Raw genomic sequence first — 16,179 nt, 5'->3', positions numbered from 1 at the left:
GCGGCGATGCGCGTGCCCTGCCCATTATGCAGCAATCTGCCGTCTGTTCAGATCGCTTCCAGCGCCTGTTCGAAATCGGCGATCAGGTCGTCCGCATCCTCGACCCCGATCGAGATCCGCACCAGATTATCGGTGATGCCAAGCGCCTGTTTGCGTGCATCGGGTACCGACAGATGCGTCATCGCCGCGGGATGGCTGGCGAGCGTCTCGGTGCCGCCGAGGCTGACCGCGAGCTTGGCGATCTTGAGCGCGTCTAGGAACGCGAACGCTTCCGTCTCGCCGCCCTTGACGATCAGCGAGAAGGTCGAGCCCGCGCCGGTGCAGTGGCGGCGATAGATATCGGCCTGGCGCTCCATTCCCGGCGTGCTCTCCAGGAAGCCGAGATAGCCGACGCGCTCGACCTTGGGATGAGTGCGCAGATATTCGCACACCTTGACCGCATTCTCGCCCGCGCGGCTCATGCGCAGTTCGAGCGTCTCGAGGCTGCGCATCAGCATCCAGGCGGTGTTGGGGTCGCAGATCGTGCCGATCGTGTTGCGCATCAGCCGGATGGTGTTGATATGCTCCTTCGACCCGAGCACGCCGCCCGCGACAAGGTCGCTATGCCCGCCGGCATATTTGGTCAGCGAATACACCACGATATCGGCGCCGTGCTGCAGCGGCTTCAGCCACAGCGGGCCGAGGAAAGTATTGTCGATCGCGATCGGCGGCTTGACGCCCTTGAAGATCGCGTCACGGCTCGCCGCCACTGCCTGAATATCGACCAGCGCATTGGTCGGGTTGGCCGGGCTTTCGAGATAGATCAGCGCGACATTGCCGCTCGATGCCTTTTGCAGCACCGCGTCGATCTCCTCGCGCGTCGCACCGGCCGGGAAGTCGAGCCAGTGCACCCCGAAGCGGCCGAGGATGCGTGCGATCAGCGTTTCGGTCGCGGCATAGAGCGGGCCGGAATGAACGATCGTGTCGCCCGGCTTGACCATCGACAGGAACAGGGTGGCGATCGCCGACATGCCGGAGGAAAATGCGAGCGCGTCCTCCGCTTCTTCCCAGATGCCGAGCCGGTCTTCGAGGATTTCCTGGTTCGGCCCGTTGAAGCGTGAATAGACCAGCCCTTCCGAGCCGCCTGGCCGTTTGCCGGTGACGCCTTCGAAATGGCGCTTACCTGCCGCGGCATTGGGAAAGACGAAGGTCGAGGTTAGGAAGATCGGCGGCTTCAGCGCGCCTTCCGACAGCATCGGGTCATAGCCATGGCCCATCATCATCGTCGACGGCTTCAGCTTGCGGTCGCCGATCTTCTGCACGCTTGCCTTGGGCTTGCCGCGTGTCGGGACGCTGGTGAGGTCGGCTTCGGTTTCGTTCTTGTTGGGCATACTCTATGTCCTGCGGGAAGGAGTGTTGGCCCATCCTAATGCCGGATAGTCGCATTTGATACCGTCCCGGCCCGCCAAAGGGGAAAACAGATGCCCGTTGCGATCGTCTCCGTACCCGTCACCGACCTCGACCGGGCACGCACTTTCTATGTCGACACATTGGGCCTGACGCTGCTGCGCGACGCGCCGATGGGGCCGGACATGCGCTGGATCCAGCTCCAGCCGAAGGACGGCGGCGCGACGATCGCGCTGGTTACCTGGTTCGAACAGCTCAGACCCGGTGGCCAGCAAGGGCTGATGCTCGGGATCGACGATGTGGACGCGGAGCATGCGCGACTGACCGCGCTTGGTCTGGCGCTGCCCGCGGTCGAAGAACAGCCCTGGGGGCGCTACATCATGCTGACCGATCCCGACGGCAATGGCCTGATCCTGTCGCAGCTGACCGACCCGGAAGAGATCAGGACGCGCTGAGCCCGATCAGCGAGATCTGCCGCCCATAGCCCGGCTCGCCGCTGTGGGTCGCGCGGCGAAAGCTGAAGAACCGATCCTCGTCGGCATAGGTGTCGAGGCCGAGTGCTTCGATCCGGGTCAGGCCGGCGGCGGCGAGGCGGGCAGCGACATAGGCTTCAAGGTCGAACTGCTGGTGCCCCGGCTTGCCCGGCGCGAAGAAGCGTTCATTGGCTGGGTCGTCGTCCGCGAAGCGCTGTGCGAAGTCGTCATCGACCTCGTAACTGGCGCGGGCGATGCATGGACCGATCGCCGCTGCGATCCGCTCGCGCCGCGCGCCCAGTGCCTCCATTGCGTCGATCGTCGCGTCGGTGACGCCGCCGATCGCGCCCTTCCAGCCGGCATGCGCTGCGCCGATCACGCCGGCCTGCGGATCGACGAACAGCACCGGCGCGCAATCAGCGGTCAGGATGCCGAGCACCAGGCCGGGCCGGTCGGTGACCAGCGCATCGCCGCGCGGGCGCTCGTCGAAGGGCGCGGTCACGGTGATCACGTCGGCGGAATGGATCTGGAACGGTGTGACCAGCGTCGTGCCGGGCAACACGGCATCGACCGCTCGCACGCGATTCTCGGTGACCGCGACGCGATCATCGTCCGAGCCGATGCCGACATTCAGCCCCGCATGAATGCCGGTCGAGACCCCGCCGCGCCGGCCGAGAAAGCCGTGCGCCACACCGCCGAGCGCGGCGCTGCGGATCACTTCGACCGCGCTCACAGCGCCAGCCGCCAGATCCCGTCGTCATGCACCTGGTCGCCGGTGACGAAGTCGAACCGCCCGACCTTGGCGAAGCCGTGCCGGGCATAAAAGCGTACCGCGCGTTCATTGTCGTCGAACACCGCGAGATAGAGTTCGCCCACATCGTGCATGCGCGCCGTGTCGATCGCCCATGCCATCAGCGCGGCGGCGACACCGGCGCCCTTCACGTCTTCGTCGACATAGAGCTGGCGCACTTCCAATGCCCCGGGCACGGCGGCATCATAGGGCAAGCTCATTGGCATCACCTTGACGTAGCCGACCGGGACGCCGTCCTGAAACGCCGCGCGCCACAGGATCGCCGGGTTGCCCAGATCACGCTGCATATGCCCGGTCGGACCATAGGCGGTATCGAGATAGACACTCATCTCTGGCGGGGCGATCTTGGTTGCAAAGGTCGCGGCGAAGCTGGTGCGGGCCATGGTCGACAGCGCAGCGCCGTCCGCCTCGGTCGGGGTACGATAGTCAAGATCGCTCACAGAACCAGCCTCATCAGATTGTCGTCATCCACGGTTTCACCGACGCGAAACGCGTAGCGGCCGATATCGCGAAAGCCGTAGCGTTCATAGAATCGATGCGCGCGGTGATTGTCGACATAGACGCTGAGGATGATCTCCTTCGCACCGTGCGCGCGCGAATGCTCCAGCGCCCAGTCCATCAGCGTCTGGGCGACACCCTGACCCTGCCATGGGCCGAGCACATAGAATTGGTACAGCTCGATCGCATCGGGCCGCCATTCACCGGGAAAAGTCACTGGTCCCATCTTGACGAAGCCGATGATTTGCTCGCCGTCCAGCGCGAGCCGGACCGTGAAATCGGGGTCGGACAGCTGCGAGGGCAGGCCGTTCGCGCCGAATGCCTCGTCGAGAAAGGCGGCGAGATCGGATTGGCGATAGAGCGTACCGAACGTTTCGGTAAAGCTGCGCCGCGCCATAGCCGCCAGCGCGGGGCCGTCGATGGTGCGCGCATCGCGATAGGTAATCGTGAGGGAGGGGGCGAGATCGGTCATGATGTCCGCCTCCTTATGCGCTTGCGGTCGCTCCGGCTACCGACCGCCGCGATTATGCGAAACCGGCCGGTGCCGGCCATTCCGGCGCGGTGACCGCGAGCGCCTTGAACAGCGTACCCATTGCTTCGGGCTCGATCAGCCGGTCGCGATCGGCGGCGACACCCGCTGCACGGTCGGGTGCGGCGGCGCTCAATGCGGCGGCGCGCGCGGCGATGCCCAAGGCTGAGAGCAATACCCCCTGATCGACCGGGCCGAACCGTGCGGCCCCTTCGGTCTGTGCCGCGGCGGCGAGCGTCGCCATGTCGACATGCGCGGTCAGGTCGTGCTCGCCGGGATTGTCGAATGGATTGACGAAACCATGCGCACGCATCGCCTGCAGCGTGTCGCCGACCGCCGGACCTTCATAGCCATAATCGATGATCAGCGCAGCGCCGCCTTGTGCGGCGATGCGCTGCGCCAGGTCGCGCATGATCGCGACACTTGCGGGCGAGGTTTCGATGATCGACCCCGGCGGCGCGTCGCGCAGCTGCGGAGGGAGGATCGTATCGGGCACCTGCTTGCCGGCGATCGGCAGGAACAGCAGGTCCTGGCAGGCGACAAGTCGTTCGTGCCAGCCGCCGATCGTGCGCACCAGCTGATGGATCGGCAGCGCATCGAAGAATTCATTGGCGATGACGATCAGCGGCCGGTCACCGGGCAGAGTCGAGACGCTGTCGTGCCAGTTCGCCTCTGGCAATCGCTCGGCCTGCGCCGCGCGCAGTGTCGGGCTGGTTTCGACGAAATGCACCGGCGGCGTCAGGCCGACGGTCGCCATGGCGCGCAGCGCATCGGCGGCGAGCGTCCCGCGCCCGGGGCCGAGTTCGACCCAGGCGATATCGGGGCGGCCAGCGCGATCCCAGAGGTCGGCGCACCACAGGCCGACCAGTTCGCCGAACATCTGGCTGATTTCGGGCGCGGTGGTGAAATCGCCCGCTGCGCCGAGCGGGTCGCGCGTCGCATAATAATGCGCATTCGCCGCCCCCATGAAATGCGCGAGCGGAATCGGCCCGGCGAGCGTGATTGCCCGGGCGAGTCTGTCGGGAAGGGGGGCGTCGGTCATATCGGGAGCATCTCGGTACGGGAGAGCGCCTCAGGCGACGCTCTCGGACCCCGCAATCGGCTCGACTCGCTCGCGCCGCTTCGCCGATGTCGCGATCAGATAGGCGCCACCCAGGATCATCGGCACGCACAGCCACTGGCCCATGTGCAGCCCGGTCGATTCGATGAATGTGCCGGTGAATTGCGAATCCGGCTCGCGGAAGAATTCGACGCAGAAGCGCGCAATGCCATAGCCGGCGACGAAGATGCCGACGAGCTTGCCCGGGTCATAGCGCGCCCTGGTCTTCCAGAAGGCGAACCACAGGACGATGAACAGCAAAATGCCTTCCAGCGCTGCCTCGTAGAGCTGGCTCGGATGGCGTGCGAGCGGCCCGCCGCCACGCTCGAAGATGATCGCCCAGGCGACATTGCTCGGCTTGCCCCAGAGCTCGCCGTTCACGAAATTCGCCAGCCGGCCGAAAAACAGCCCGAACGGCACGACGCAAGCGACATAATCGTGCACGCGAAGCCAGTTGAGCTTGTTCTTGCGCGCGAACAGGATCAGCGCGACGCTGGTGCCGATCACGCCGCCATGGAAGGACATGCCGCCGTCCCACAGCTTCAGGATGCGGACCGGATCGAAGAACATGTCCGCTGCGTAGAAGATCACATAGCCAAGCCGCCCGCCGAGAATGACGCCGAGCGTCGCATAGAAGACGAGATCGTCGGCATGGCGCCGCGCCATCGGCGCGCCCGGCTGCGCGATCAATTTCAGCAGGTACCACCAACCGACCAGGATGCCGGTGATATAGGCGATCGAATACCATTTGATCTGGAAGAAGCCCAAGTTGAGCGCCACGGGGTCGAGCCCGAGACTGCTGAACGTGATGTGCGTCTGGGCGGCGGTGGCGGCAGTCAGGATCAAGGCTTTTCCCCGGGCTTTCCAGCCCCCATAAAGGGCCAAAGCGATAGAACCAATAGGAGAGAGCATGCGCACCGAGCTTGACCGGCGAATGGACGAGGGACTGGCCAGGCTGAGCGGAGAGGGCGGACCACTGCCATTGACCCGGATGTCGCTCGATCGCTTCGGTGTCGAGGTGCCGCTGATCGCCGCCGCGCCGCCGGCTTTGTCCTATTATTTCGCGCATTATTGCAACGAACATGCCGACAAGACCTTTCTCGTCGCCGGTCCGGAGCGGCTGACCTTTGCCGAGGTGTTCGCCGCGGCCCGGCAGGTCGCGGGCGCGCTGGCGGGGGAGCTTGGGGTCAAGAAGGGCGACCGAATCGGCATCGCAATGCGCAATTCGCCGAGCTGGATCACGCTCTATATGGGCATCGTCATGGCCGGCGGGATCGCCACCCTGCTTAACGGCTGGTGGCAATCGGCCGAGCTTGATGAGGCGCTGCGCGATGTCGAATGCAGCCTGGTCTTCGCCGATCCGCCGCGGGCCAAGCGCCTGGCCGGCGTGGCCGGGCTGACCACGAAGGTCATCACAATCGACGATTTGCAACCGCTGGCATCCGCTCTGGCGGGGGTGACCGGCCTCGGCCAGGCGGAAGCTTTGCCGATGCTCGCCGGGGCCGATGATGCGACGATCCTGTTCACCTCCGGCTCGACCGGCCAGTCGAAGGGCGCAATCAGCGATCACCGTGCGGTGGTCCAGGCGGTTTTCAATTATCTGACTCAGGCTTTGGTCATGCTCGGCATCTCGACCGAGGACGGCGTGTCGCCGCCTGCCCAGCACGCGACCCTGCTCAACGTGCCGCTGTTTCATGTGACGGCGGAAGTGCCGGTGTTCCTGCAAAGCTTCGCGATGGGGCGAAAGCTGGTGCTGATGCCGAAATGGGATGCCGAGGAAGCGATGCGGCTGATCGAGGCCGAGGGCATAACCTATTTCGTCGGCGTGCCGCTGATGAGCTTCGAAATCCTCACCCATCCGAATCGCTCGAACTATAATCTCTCGACCGTGTCCGACTTTGCGGCGGGTGGTGCACCGCGCCCGGTCGATCATGTCCGCCGGATCAAGGACGAGATGGGCGGCCCCAAGGGCGAGGGGGCGCCGCTGCTCGGATACGGCCTGACCGAAACCAATGGCGTCGGCTGCGGCAATTGGCGCAGCAACTATATCGCCAAGCCCAATTCGACCGGGCGCGCGTCGCTGCCGCTGGTCGATCTCGCGATCCTCGACGGGAACGGCAAGCCGGTTGCGGCGGGCGCGCGCGGCGAGGTCGGGATCCGCTCGATCTGCAACTTCCGCGAATATTACAACCGGCCCGAGGCGACGCGTGAGGCCTATACGCAGGACGGATATTTCCTGAGCGGTGATATCGGCTATCTCGATGACGAGGGCTATCTGTTCATCGTCGATCGCAAGAAGGACATCATCATCCGCGGTGGCGAGAATATCTCGTGCCAGGAAGTCGAGGCCGCGATCTACGAACACCCCGCGGTAGCGGAAGCCGCGGTATTCGGTCTGCCCGACGAGCGTTTCGGCGAAGTGCCGGGCGCTGTGGTGAAGTATCGCGACGGGGAGGAACTGACGCCCGAAGAGCTGTGCGCTTTCCTGTTCGCGCATATCGCGGCCTTCAAGGTGCCGCAGCGCATCTGGACCTCGGCCGAGCCTTTGCCGCGGCTGGGAACGGAGAAGATCGACAAGGTGAGTTTGCGCGAGACCTATCGCGCGCGCGCCAAAGCCGAAGCGATCTGATCGCGATAGCCGGAATATGACCAATCGACGGTCAATATCGACTGGTCATTATCTGCCGTAACTGACATTCCTGTTAATATCTTGCGCGACTCTCCGATCTGCGACAGTGTTAGACCCATAAAAAATGGGGGGATGTTGTTCGATGCGGAAATGGGCGCTCGCGGCAAGCATGCTGGGTCTGGTCTATGGCCATGCGGCGGAGGCGCGCGCACCGCGATTCGCCGCGACGGTCGTCCGGACCGCCTATGGCATCCCGCATGTCAGCGCGCGCGACTGGCGCGGCGCGGGATACGGCGTCGGCTATGCCTATGCGCAGGACAATCTATGCCTGCTCGCCGAACAGCTCGTCACCACCGCCGGTGAGCGGTCGCGCTATTTCGGACCGAAGGAGAGCGCCGACCTTGGGTCCGGCCGGATCGACAATCTTTCGTCCGATATCTTTTTCAAGTCGGTGATCGACCTGCCGATGCTTCGCCATGGCCTGTCCAGCCAGGAGCCGGGGGCGGTGCAGATGCTGACCGGCTATATCGCCGGCTATAATCGATGGCTGCGCGAGCTGGGCCCGGCCCGGGTGCCGGTGGCATGCCGCGGCAAGCCATGGGTGCGGCCGATGACGATGGACGATGCGCTGCGCGTCAACGACACGCTGATGCAGCTGACCTCGGTCGCATTTGCGGCAGCCTTCGTCGCCGCGCAGCCACCGGGCAAGGCGCAGGCCGCCACAGCGACGAGCGCACCGGGCCCGGTCGACCTGACCGGCATCGCGCATAACGACTGGGGCAGCAATGGCTGGGTGTTCGGCGGCGATGTGACCAGCGACGGGCGCGGGCTGCTGGTCGGCAATCCGCATTTTCCGTGGAACGGGCCGGGCCGTTTCTGGCAGATGCATGTGACCATCCCCGGCGTCTATGACGTGATGGGCGCCGGGCTCGCCGGATCGCCCTTGCCGACCATCGGGTTCAACCACGACATCGCCTGGACTCATACCGTCACCGCCGCACAGCATTTCACCTTGTTCGAACTGAAGATCGATCCGGCCGATCCGACTGCCTATCTGGTCGACGGCAAGAGCGAGAAGATGGGGCGGCGGACGATCAGCGTGGCGATGCCTGACGGCGCCGCGCCGGTCGAACGCACGCTTTATACCACGCGCTTCGGCGCGCTTGTCGCGATGCCGACGCTGGGCCTGAGCTGGTCGACCAAGCGCGCATTTGCCTTTCGTGAGGCCAATCACGGTAACCAGCGTGCGCTCGGCACCTGGATGGCGATCGGGCGCGCGCACAACGTCGGCGCGGTGCGGTCCGCGATCGAGCGCACGCTCGGTATCCCCTGGGTCAACACGCTGGTCGTGGATCGCAAGGGCGATGCGATGCACGCCGATGTGACGGCGGTGCCGAACGTCTCGACCGCCAAGGTGAAGGACTGCGCGACGCCCCTGTCCGCGCTGGTTGCGTCTCGCGTCGTGCTGCTCGACGGATCGCGCAGTGCGTGCGACTGGGACAAGACGCCCGGCACGCCGGTCGCCGGACTGTTGCCGGCGAGCCAGCAGGCGGTGTGGCTGCGGCGCGATTATCTCGCCAACAGCAATGACAGCTATTGGCTGAGCAATCCGCACGCCCCCTATGCGACGCTCTCGCCGATCCTCGGCCCGGCACGGACGGAGCGGACGCTGCGCACACGGTCGGGGCTGATCGAGATCGACCGCTGGCTGAACGAGAGCACGCCGGGCCGCAAGATCGACCGCGAGGCGGCGAAGATGTTGGCCTTCGCCGATCACAGCCTGGCGGCCGAGCTGGTGATGGATCCGCTGCTCGCCTTATGCGCCGATAAGGCCGAAGTCGCGGCCGCCTGTGCTGCGCTGAAGGGATGGGACCGCAGATTCGACCTCGACAGCCGCGGCGCCCATCTGTTCTCGACTTTCTGGCTGTCCGTGGAGGCGCAACCCAATCTCTGGGCGGTCAAGTTCGATCCGGCCGATCCGGTGCACACGCCGCGCGACCTCGTCACCAGTGGCGCGACCGGGGTGAAGCTGATCGCGGCGCTGGCCGATGCCGCGGCGAAGCTGGGCAAGGCAGGCATCGCGCTGGATGCGCGTTGGGGCGATGTTCAATATACGCCGCGCGGGGCGGAGCGCATCCCGATCCACGGCGCCCACGGGTTGCTCGGCGTGCTCAACGTGATCATCAACGAGCCGGCGCCAGGCGGCGTGAAGCCCAAGCACGGGTCGAGCTATGTCCAGGTCGTCGGTTTCGATGCGGCCGGCCCGATCGCCGATGCGGTGCTGACCTATTCGCAATCGACCGATCCGGCATCGCCCTGGTTCGCCGACCAGACCAAACTCTATTCCGGCAAAGGATGGCATCGGCTGCCGTTCACTCCGGCGCAGATCGCGGCCGATGGCGGGGATCATCCATTGCGGTTGCGAGAATGAGGCGGAGCCGGATCGGTGCGCTGGTGTAAGCGACGCCGACAGCCGACGGTTCAACCATCCATGTCCTCCCTTTCCACCTTACACCCGCCGGGATAGAGCGGGCTGATGGCGCAGGGCGACACTCCGGCAAAGATCGATCGACGTACGCTGCTGATCGGCGGCGGGGCGGGGGTCGGGCTGATCGTCGCCTGGGCGGTGTGGCCGCGCAGCTATGCGCCCAATCTGACCCCGGCCAAGGGCGAGACGGTGTTCGGCGCATGGCTGAAGATCGGGATCGACGGCCATGTCACCGTCGCGGTGCCGCAGGCCGAGCATGGCCAGGGCGTCTACACCACCTTGCCGCAGATCGTCGCCGACGAACTCGGCGCGGACTGGCGCACCGTCAGCGTGCAGCCGGCGCCGCTCAACCCGCTTTATGCCAATGCGATCGCCGCCAATGAATTGTTCGGCGGGGCCTTTGGCGCCTTGCCCGCGCCGCTCCGCGCTACCCATGCGCAGCGCAGCGCGCTGGTGCTGACCGGTGGATCGAGTTCGGTCCGCGCGTTCGAGGGCGAGCTGCGCGCGGCGGGTGCAGCGGCACGGATCATGCTGTCCAAGGCGGCTGCCAAACGCTGGGGCGTCGACTGGCAGTCGACCGGTACCGCAGCCGGCTTCGTCGTGCACGGCACCAAGAAATTGCGCTTCGCCGAACTCGTCGCCGAGGCGGCGCACCAGAAAATCCCCAGTCCGATCCCGTTGCGCGGCGGCGATACGAACCGGCTCTACGGCCAATCGCTGCCCCGTCTCGACGTGCCCGCCAAGGTCGATGGCTCGGCCAATTTCGCCGGCGATATCCGCCTGCCCGACATGGTGTACGCAGCGATCCGCCAGGGGCCGATCGGTGATTCGAAACTGATCCGCGTCGATCGCGCGGCTGCGGACAAGATTCGCGGCGTGCTTTCGGTTGTGACCAATGACCGCTGGGTCGCGGCGATCGCCAATAACTGGTGGGCGGCGAACAAGGCGCTCGATGCACTCAGCCCGCGTTTCGAGACCAGGGGCGCGATCATCAGCAGCGCGACGATCGATGCGGCGCTCAATGCCGCGCTCGATGGTCCCGGTGCGCGGATGGCGGCGCTCGGCGATCTCGGGCCGGTGTTCAAGGGCGCCAATGTCGTGACGGCGCAATATCGTGCCGGGCTCGCGGTCCATGCCGCGATCGAGACGATGACCGCGACCGCGCATTATCATGATGGCCGGCTTGAGCTGTGGCTGCCGACTCAGGCGCCGGGCCTGGCGCGCGGCGCGGCGGCGGCGGTCCTCGGCATTCCGGAAAGCAACGTCGTGGTCCATCCGATGCTGATCGGTGGATCGTTCGGTGCCAATCTGGAGCATCAGGTCGCTGAACAGGCGGCCTTGCTCGCCGAGCGGCTCAAGCGCCCGGTGCAACTGGTCTGGTCGCGCAGCGAGGACATGCTGCACGATCGCTACCGCCCGCCTGCCGCCGCGCGGATGAGCGCCCGGCTCGGTCCCAACGGCCAGATCCTTGGCTGGCTGGCGAAGATCGCCGCACCCTCGACCGGGCACGAGATCGCCGGACGGCTGCTGTCGGGCGACACCACCGCCCGCGCGCTGCTCGCGACGAGCATGGGCGGCGATGCTTATGCCGTGGCCGGGGCCCGGCCATTCTACCGCCTCCCCGCTTATGCGATCGATCATCACCCGGCCGAGATCGGCGTGCCGACCGGCCATTGGCGATCGGGCGCGCACAGCTACACCGCCTTCTTTACCGAATGCTTCCTCGATGAACTGGCGCATGTCGCCGGGACGGAGCCCTTGTCGTACCGCATCGGCATGCTCGGCGGCGATGCGCGGCTCGCGCGCTGCCTATCGACCGCGGCCGCGCTCGGCGGCTGGGAAGGCGGCGTGCCCGGTAGCGGACAGGGCATTGCCTGCCACGCGTTTCGCGGCTCCTATATCGCGGTGCTGGCCGAGGCGCATATCGGCGACGATCAGCGCCCGGTGGTCGATCGGCTGGTCGCGGCGGTGGATTGCGGGCGGCAGGTCAATCCCGATGTCGTGTTGCAGGCAATCGAGGGGGGGCTGATCTTCGGCATGGCGGCGGCTTTGGGGGGCGCGACTGAGTTCACCGAGAATCTCGCCGATGCGCGCGGCTTTGGCGATCTCGCCCTGCCGCGGCTTGCCGACACGCCCGATATCACGATCGAGATGATCCGCAGTGAGGCCGATCCGGGCGGGGTCAGCGAACTTGCCGTGCCACCGGTCGCGCCGGCGATCGCCAACGCGCTGCAGGCCGCAACGGGGTTCCGCATGCGCACCTTGCCATTGCGGCCGGGCGAGGCGTGAGTCTTCCGGTCGATCATCCGCCGGTCGCCGCAAGAAAGATCGGCATATTGCTGATCAATCTCGGCACGCCGGACGGGCCGGATGCGAAATCGGTCAAACGCTATCTCGCCGAATTCCTGTCCGACCGGCGCGTGGTCGAGATTCCGCCGATCGCGTGGCAGCCGATCCTGCGCGGCATCATCCTCAACACCCGGCCGAAGAAATCGGCGCATGCCTATGGCTTGGTGTGGCGCGAGGATGGGTCGCCGCTCGCCGCGATCACTCGATTGCAAAGTGCGGCGCTGCAGGGGGCTTTCGGACCGGATGTGCTGGTCGACTGGGCGATGCGCTACGGCAATCCGCCGATCGCCGAGCGGCTCGCGGCGCTGAGGCAGATCGGGTGCGATCATATCCTGATCGCGCCACTCTATCCGCAATATTGCGCCGCGACGACCGCGACCGCCAATGACAAGGCATTCGCCGCGCTGGCGACGATGCGCTGGCAGCCGGCGATCCGCACCCTGCCGCCCTATCATGACGATCCCGCCTATATCGACGCGTTGAAGCAATCAGTCGAGGCGTCGCTGGCAGCACTTGATTTCGAGCCCGATGCGATTGTCGCCAGCTTCCACGGCATGCCCGAGCGCACGCTTGAGCTTGGCGATCCCTATCATTGCCACTGCCAGAAGACCGCGCGGCTGCTTGGCGAAGCACTGGGCCGCGAACTGATCATTGCTTTCCAGTCGCGCTTCGGTCGCGCGAAATGGCTCACCCCCGCGACAGATGCCACGCTTGAAGCCCTGCCGGCTAAAGGCGTGAAAAAGGTCGCGATCCTTGCGCCGGGCTTCTCCGCCGATTGTCTCGAGACGCTGGAGGAGCTGGCGATTCGCGGCCGCGACAGCTTCGAAAAAGCCGGCGGCACGCATTTCGCTTATTTGCCCTGCCTCAATGAAAGCCGGGTAGGAATCGAAATGCTGCACACGCTGCTCGCACGAGAGCTTGAAGGCTGGAACATCACCGCCTAGCCTCTGGCTGAACGACAAATCTTGTGGAGAGAGTGTATGGCACGCGTCGCGATCGTTACCGGAGGAACGCGCGGGATTGGAGAGGCGATCAGCCTTGCGCTCAAGGACATCGGCGTGACCGTCGCCGCCAATTATGCGGGCAATGACGAACGCGCACGCGAGTTCACCGATCGCACCGGGATAAAGGCCTATAAATGGGACGTCGGCGATTTCGACGCGACCCAGGCGGGCTGCGCGCAGGTCGCCGAGGAACTCGGACCCGTCGATATTGTGGTCAACAATGCCGGCATCACCCGCGACGGCACGATCCTGAAGATGAGCTATCAGGCGTGGAAAGAAGTGATCGACACCAATCTCGGCGGCTGCTTCAACATGGCCAAGGCGACCTTTTCCGGCATGCGCGATCGCAAATGGGGACGGATCGTCAATATCGGATCGATCAACGGCCAGGCCGGGCAGTACGGCCAGGTCAATTATGCCGCCGCCAAATCGGGCATCCATGGCTTCACCAAGGCGCTGGCACAGGAAGGCGCGCGCGCCGGGGTAACGGTCAATGCGATCGCGCCGGGCTATATCGACACCGACATGGTCGCGGCCGTCCCAGCCGATGTGCTGGAGAAGATCGTGGCGAAGATCCCGGTCGGCCGGCTTGGCCAGGCGCACGAGATTGCGCGCGGCGTCGCGTTCCTCTGCTCGGAAGAGGGCGGGTTCGTGACCGGCTCGACGCTGAGCATCAATGGCGGCCAGCATATGTACTGACGGTGACGGGCGCAGGCGGCACTGCATTGCCGCCGATGCTCGCAAGAGCGAGGAGCGCCCGGCACGGCCGACGGCGGCTTTGCCGCCGTCGCTCGCTTGATAAGCCTAAAGTCAGGTGACTCCGGGTGGACTTCCCGTCGTCATCCCCGCGAAAGCGGGGATCCCGCTGCCTTGCCCCGCACTCAGAAGAAGAAGCGGGATCCTAGCTTTCGCGAGGATGACGGCAGTGGCTCAAGCATTTCGCTCCGGACGAAAATAAGCGCCGGCGGCAAAGCCGCCGTCGGACGGGTCGCTGGAAGCGCCCGCCGTCCGGTTTGGGCGCTGCGCTTCGCGCAGCGGCGCGGTCGTGGTCGCGCCTGCGCCCAAACGAAGAGGACCGGTCCCTTTCGGAACCGGTCCTCAAACCCTCAGTTACGCTACACGAGGGCTACGCATACTACCGGGGAGCTATCAACGGCAGTAACGGGGGTTATCCGACTTATCGATCGCGCGGCCGGCAAGGGCGCCCGCACCGGCACCGAGCACGGCACCAAGGGTCTGGTCACCGCGGCGACCGGCGATTTCGTGGCCGAGCAGGCCGCCGGCAATCGCGCCGACGATCGTGCCGCCGGTGCCGTTGTCGCAGCGGTTGCGATAACGACGATTGTCGCGATAGTTGCGGCGGTTATCGTAATAACGGCGGTCGTCGCGGCGATAATCGCGGTAGCCACGGTCGTCGTGACGATCGTAACGGTCGCTGTAACGGTCATAACGCTGTGCCGAAGCAGGCGTCGCGGAAACCAGCGCGGTGGTGCCCATGGCGAGCGCAACGGCGGCGAGGGTGAATTTCTTGAACATGGTCGATCTCCCGGTCTCGAATGTCGTGACGACAGGATCGTTTGATCGCCGTCGATGAATTGCTTCTAGGCGACTCGCTTTGAGCCCAGCCTGAATGCGTCCGTTATCGCCCGTTCATCTCGGACGCGGACCGAATTCACCAAAGCCGCTGGCTGTTGCGCGGTTCGCGGCTATGAGGGCGCGTGCGCATTCTCCAGTCGATCCTGCTTGTCCTGCTGTTCGTTCCGACCTGGACCGGGCCGAAGCGCCTCGATCTGCTCGGCAGGGATGCGCGAATCGATGTGAGGCGTGTGCCGCTTGACCCGGCCGACCCGGCGCGACGACGGGTCGGCCAGCTGACCTGGCTCGGCGGTATGCAATTGAGCAGCCCCGATCCGACCTTTGGCGGGTTCTCGTCGATGCGCCTGCAGGGCGATCGCTTCACGCTGCTCAGCGACGGCGGCAATATCGCCAGCTTCGCACTGGATCGCCGTGGGCGGCTGAGCGACCCGCATTTTGCCGAACTGCCCGATGGCCCGGGCGATGGCTGGCAGAAAAGGGATCGCGACAGCGAATCGCTCGCCGTCGATCCGGCAAGCGGCGATGTCTGGGTCGGGTTCGAGCGCGCCAATGCAATCTGGCGCTATGATTCGTCGCTGACCAAAGTGCGGGGGCACGCCGCACCGCCGGTGATGGCGCGGTGGGACGAGAATGGCGGTGCCGAGACGATGGTGCGGATGCCCGATGGCGGGATGATCGTCATCGCCGAAACGACCAGATGGCGGTACCGCCCGGCCCGCAAGGCAGTTCGATTCGCCGGCGACCCGGTCGCCCATCCGAATCGGGGTTTCCAGTTCGGCTATGTTCCACCCGCAGGCTATGATCCGAGCGATGCGACGCTGTTGCCCGATGGGCGCCTGCTGATCCTCAACCGCCGATTCGCTCTGCCGTTCGACTTCTCGGCGAAGCTCACGATCGTCGATCCGGCACAAATCCGGCCCCGCGCAGTGGTGCGGGGCCGCGAGATCGCAACGCTCGCGGCACCGCTGATCCATGATAATTTCGAAGGGATCGTGGCGACGCGCGAGGGTCGCGACACGATCATCTGGATCGTCTCGGACGATAACCAGCTTGTGCTGGAACGCACGTTACTGCTCAAATTCAGGCTGGAACCGAGCAGCTGACCGACCTGCGCTGCAGACGCGTTTAGCGGCACCGGCCCGCTCCTTCACCCGTCATCAGCAGATCATACTGCATGGATGGTCGGGTGAGGGAGCGGGCCGGTACCGCTTTGAAATTCGCGTCTATCGCGAATCTTCAACCAGGCGCCTGGGCACCCGGATCAGCAGCTCAGGCGGCAACCGCCGTGGAGAGCTTCTTGCGGACGTCGCGCTTCAG

Annotated in this window: 14 protein-coding genes; 7 read left to right on the top strand and 7 right to left on the bottom strand. The window is 65.4% G+C overall.

Features of this window, described 5'->3' with window-relative positions; all coding sequences use genetic code 11:
- Positions 1 to 47: 47 nt before the first annotated feature.
- Positions 48 to 1,370 (bottom strand): cystathionine gamma-synthase family protein, encoded by a 1,323-nt coding sequence (locus ACRECS_RS13195; protein ID WP_431583429.1) that lies wholly within the window; start codon positions 1,368 to 1,370, stop codon positions 48 to 50.
- A 90-nt stretch (positions 1,371 to 1,460) separates the two neighbouring features.
- On the opposite strand from ACRECS_RS13195, the gene ACRECS_RS13190 reads away from it, so the two are divergent.
- Positions 1,461 to 1,841, top strand: a complete 381-nt coding sequence (locus ACRECS_RS13190) for a VOC family protein (RefSeq protein ID WP_431583428.1) — start codon at positions 1,461 to 1,463, stop codon at positions 1,839 to 1,841.
- On the opposite strand, the gene pgeF is transcribed toward ACRECS_RS13190, so the two are convergent.
- The 5 genes from pgeF to lgt are packed head-to-tail and all read right to left on the bottom strand — an operon-like array spanning position 1,828 to position 5,642.
- Positions 1,828 to 2,592, bottom strand: coding sequence for a peptidoglycan editing factor PgeF (gene pgeF / locus ACRECS_RS13185; RefSeq protein ID WP_431583427.1), 765 nt, complete (start codon positions 2,590 to 2,592; stop codon positions 1,828 to 1,830). The genes ACRECS_RS13190 and pgeF overlap by 14 nt on opposite strands.
- Positions 2,589 to 3,110: an N-acetyltransferase family protein gene (locus ACRECS_RS13180; RefSeq protein ID WP_431583426.1), complete on the bottom strand. Its 522-nt coding sequence runs from the start codon at positions 3,108 to 3,110 to the stop codon at positions 2,589 to 2,591. The genes pgeF and ACRECS_RS13180 overlap by 4 nt, the downstream gene beginning before the upstream one ends.
- Positions 3,107 to 3,640 (bottom strand): N-acetyltransferase family protein, encoded by a 534-nt coding sequence (locus ACRECS_RS13175; RefSeq protein WP_431583425.1) that lies wholly within the window; start codon positions 3,638 to 3,640, stop codon positions 3,107 to 3,109. The genes ACRECS_RS13180 and ACRECS_RS13175 overlap by 4 nt, the downstream gene beginning before the upstream one ends.
- 52 nt (positions 3,641 to 3,692) lie before the next feature.
- Positions 3,693 to 4,739, bottom strand: a complete 1,047-nt coding sequence (locus ACRECS_RS13170) for a class I SAM-dependent methyltransferase (protein ID WP_431583424.1) — start codon at positions 4,737 to 4,739, stop codon at positions 3,693 to 3,695.
- 30 nt (positions 4,740 to 4,769) lie between these two features.
- Positions 4,770 to 5,642: a prolipoprotein diacylglyceryl transferase gene (lgt, locus tag ACRECS_RS13165; protein WP_431583423.1), complete on the bottom strand. Its 873-nt coding sequence runs from the start codon at positions 5,640 to 5,642 to the stop codon at positions 4,770 to 4,772.
- A 64-nt stretch (positions 5,643 to 5,706) separates the two neighbouring features.
- Between lgt and ACRECS_RS13160 the strand changes: the two genes are divergently transcribed.
- The 5 genes from ACRECS_RS13160 (at position 5,707) to phbB (ending at position 13,965) form a co-directional block, all read left to right on the top strand.
- Positions 5,707 to 7,425 (top strand): class I adenylate-forming enzyme family protein, encoded by a 1,719-nt coding sequence (locus ACRECS_RS13160; protein ID WP_431583422.1) that lies wholly within the window; start codon positions 5,707 to 5,709, stop codon positions 7,423 to 7,425.
- A gap of 142 nt (positions 7,426 to 7,567) precedes the next feature.
- Complete coding sequence (locus tag ACRECS_RS13155) at positions 7,568 to 9,856, top strand: penicillin acylase family protein (RefSeq protein WP_431583421.1); 2,289 nt, start codon at positions 7,568 to 7,570, stop codon at positions 9,854 to 9,856.
- A 105-nt stretch (positions 9,857 to 9,961) separates the two neighbouring features.
- Positions 9,962 to 12,202, top strand: coding sequence for a molybdopterin cofactor-binding domain-containing protein (locus ACRECS_RS13150; RefSeq protein ID WP_431583420.1), 2,241 nt, complete (start codon positions 9,962 to 9,964; stop codon positions 12,200 to 12,202).
- Entirely contained in the window at positions 12,199 to 13,206 is a 1,008-nt protein-coding gene (hemH, locus tag ACRECS_RS13145; RefSeq protein ID WP_431583419.1) for a ferrochelatase, read from the top strand. Before ACRECS_RS13150 ends, hemH begins: the two co-directional genes overlap by 4 nt.
- A gap of 36 nt (positions 13,207 to 13,242) precedes the next feature.
- Positions 13,243 to 13,965, top strand: coding sequence for an acetoacetyl-CoA reductase (gene phbB, locus ACRECS_RS13140; RefSeq protein WP_431583418.1), 723 nt, complete (start codon positions 13,243 to 13,245; stop codon positions 13,963 to 13,965).
- 450 nt (positions 13,966 to 14,415) lie between these two features.
- Here phbB and ACRECS_RS13135 read toward each other — a convergent pair whose 3' ends face one another.
- The gene (locus ACRECS_RS13135) at positions 14,416 to 14,802 is read right to left on the bottom strand and encodes a glycine zipper 2TM domain-containing protein (RefSeq protein WP_431583417.1); all 387 of its coding nucleotides are present in this window, start codon (positions 14,800 to 14,802) and stop codon (positions 14,416 to 14,418) included.
- A gap of 182 nt (positions 14,803 to 14,984) precedes the next feature.
- Between ACRECS_RS13135 and ACRECS_RS13130 the strand changes: the two genes are divergently transcribed.
- Complete coding sequence (locus ACRECS_RS13130; protein WP_431583416.1) at positions 14,985 to 15,965, top strand: esterase-like activity of phytase family protein; 981 nt, start codon at positions 14,985 to 14,987, stop codon at positions 15,963 to 15,965.
- The last annotated feature ends 214 nt before the right edge of the window (positions 15,966 to 16,179 follow it).

The organism is Sphingomonas sp. (assembly GCF_050725575.1).
Taxonomy (GTDB): Bacteria; Pseudomonadota; Alphaproteobacteria; order Sphingomonadales; family Sphingomonadaceae; genus Sphingomonas.
This window is presented reverse-complemented; position numbering and strand designations above follow the sequence as displayed.

What these genes read in the sequence shown, in the direction of transcription:
- ACRECS_RS13195 (WP_431583429.1), bottom strand. Translation starts at nt 1,370, where the DNA reads ATGCCCAACAAGAACGAAACCGAAGCCGACCTCACCAGCGTCCCGACA.
- ACRECS_RS13190 (WP_431583428.1), top strand. Translation starts at nt 1,461, where the DNA reads ATGCCCGTTGCGATCGTCTCCGTACCCGTCACCGACCTCGACCGGGCA.
- ACRECS_RS13175 (WP_431583425.1), bottom strand. Translation starts at nt 3,640, where the DNA reads ATGACCGATCTCGCCCCCTCCCTCACGATTACCTATCGCGATGCGCGC.
- ACRECS_RS13170 (WP_431583424.1), bottom strand. Translation starts at nt 4,739, where the DNA reads ATGACCGACGCCCCCCTTCCCGACAGACTCGCCCGGGCAATCACGCTC.
- ACRECS_RS13160 (WP_431583422.1), top strand. Translation starts at nt 5,707, where the DNA reads ATGCGCACCGAGCTTGACCGGCGAATGGACGAGGGACTGGCCAGGCTG.
- ACRECS_RS13155 (WP_431583421.1), top strand. Translation starts at nt 7,568, where the DNA reads ATGCGGAAATGGGCGCTCGCGGCAAGCATGCTGGGTCTGGTCTATGGC.
- ACRECS_RS13150 (WP_431583420.1), top strand. Translation starts at nt 9,962, where the DNA reads ATGGCGCAGGGCGACACTCCGGCAAAGATCGATCGACGTACGCTGCTG.
- phbB (WP_431583418.1), top strand. Translation starts at nt 13,243, where the DNA reads ATGGCACGCGTCGCGATCGTTACCGGAGGAACGCGCGGGATTGGAGAG.
- ACRECS_RS13135 (WP_431583417.1), bottom strand. Translation starts at nt 14,802, where the DNA reads ATGTTCAAGAAATTCACCCTCGCCGCCGTTGCGCTCGCCATGGGCACC.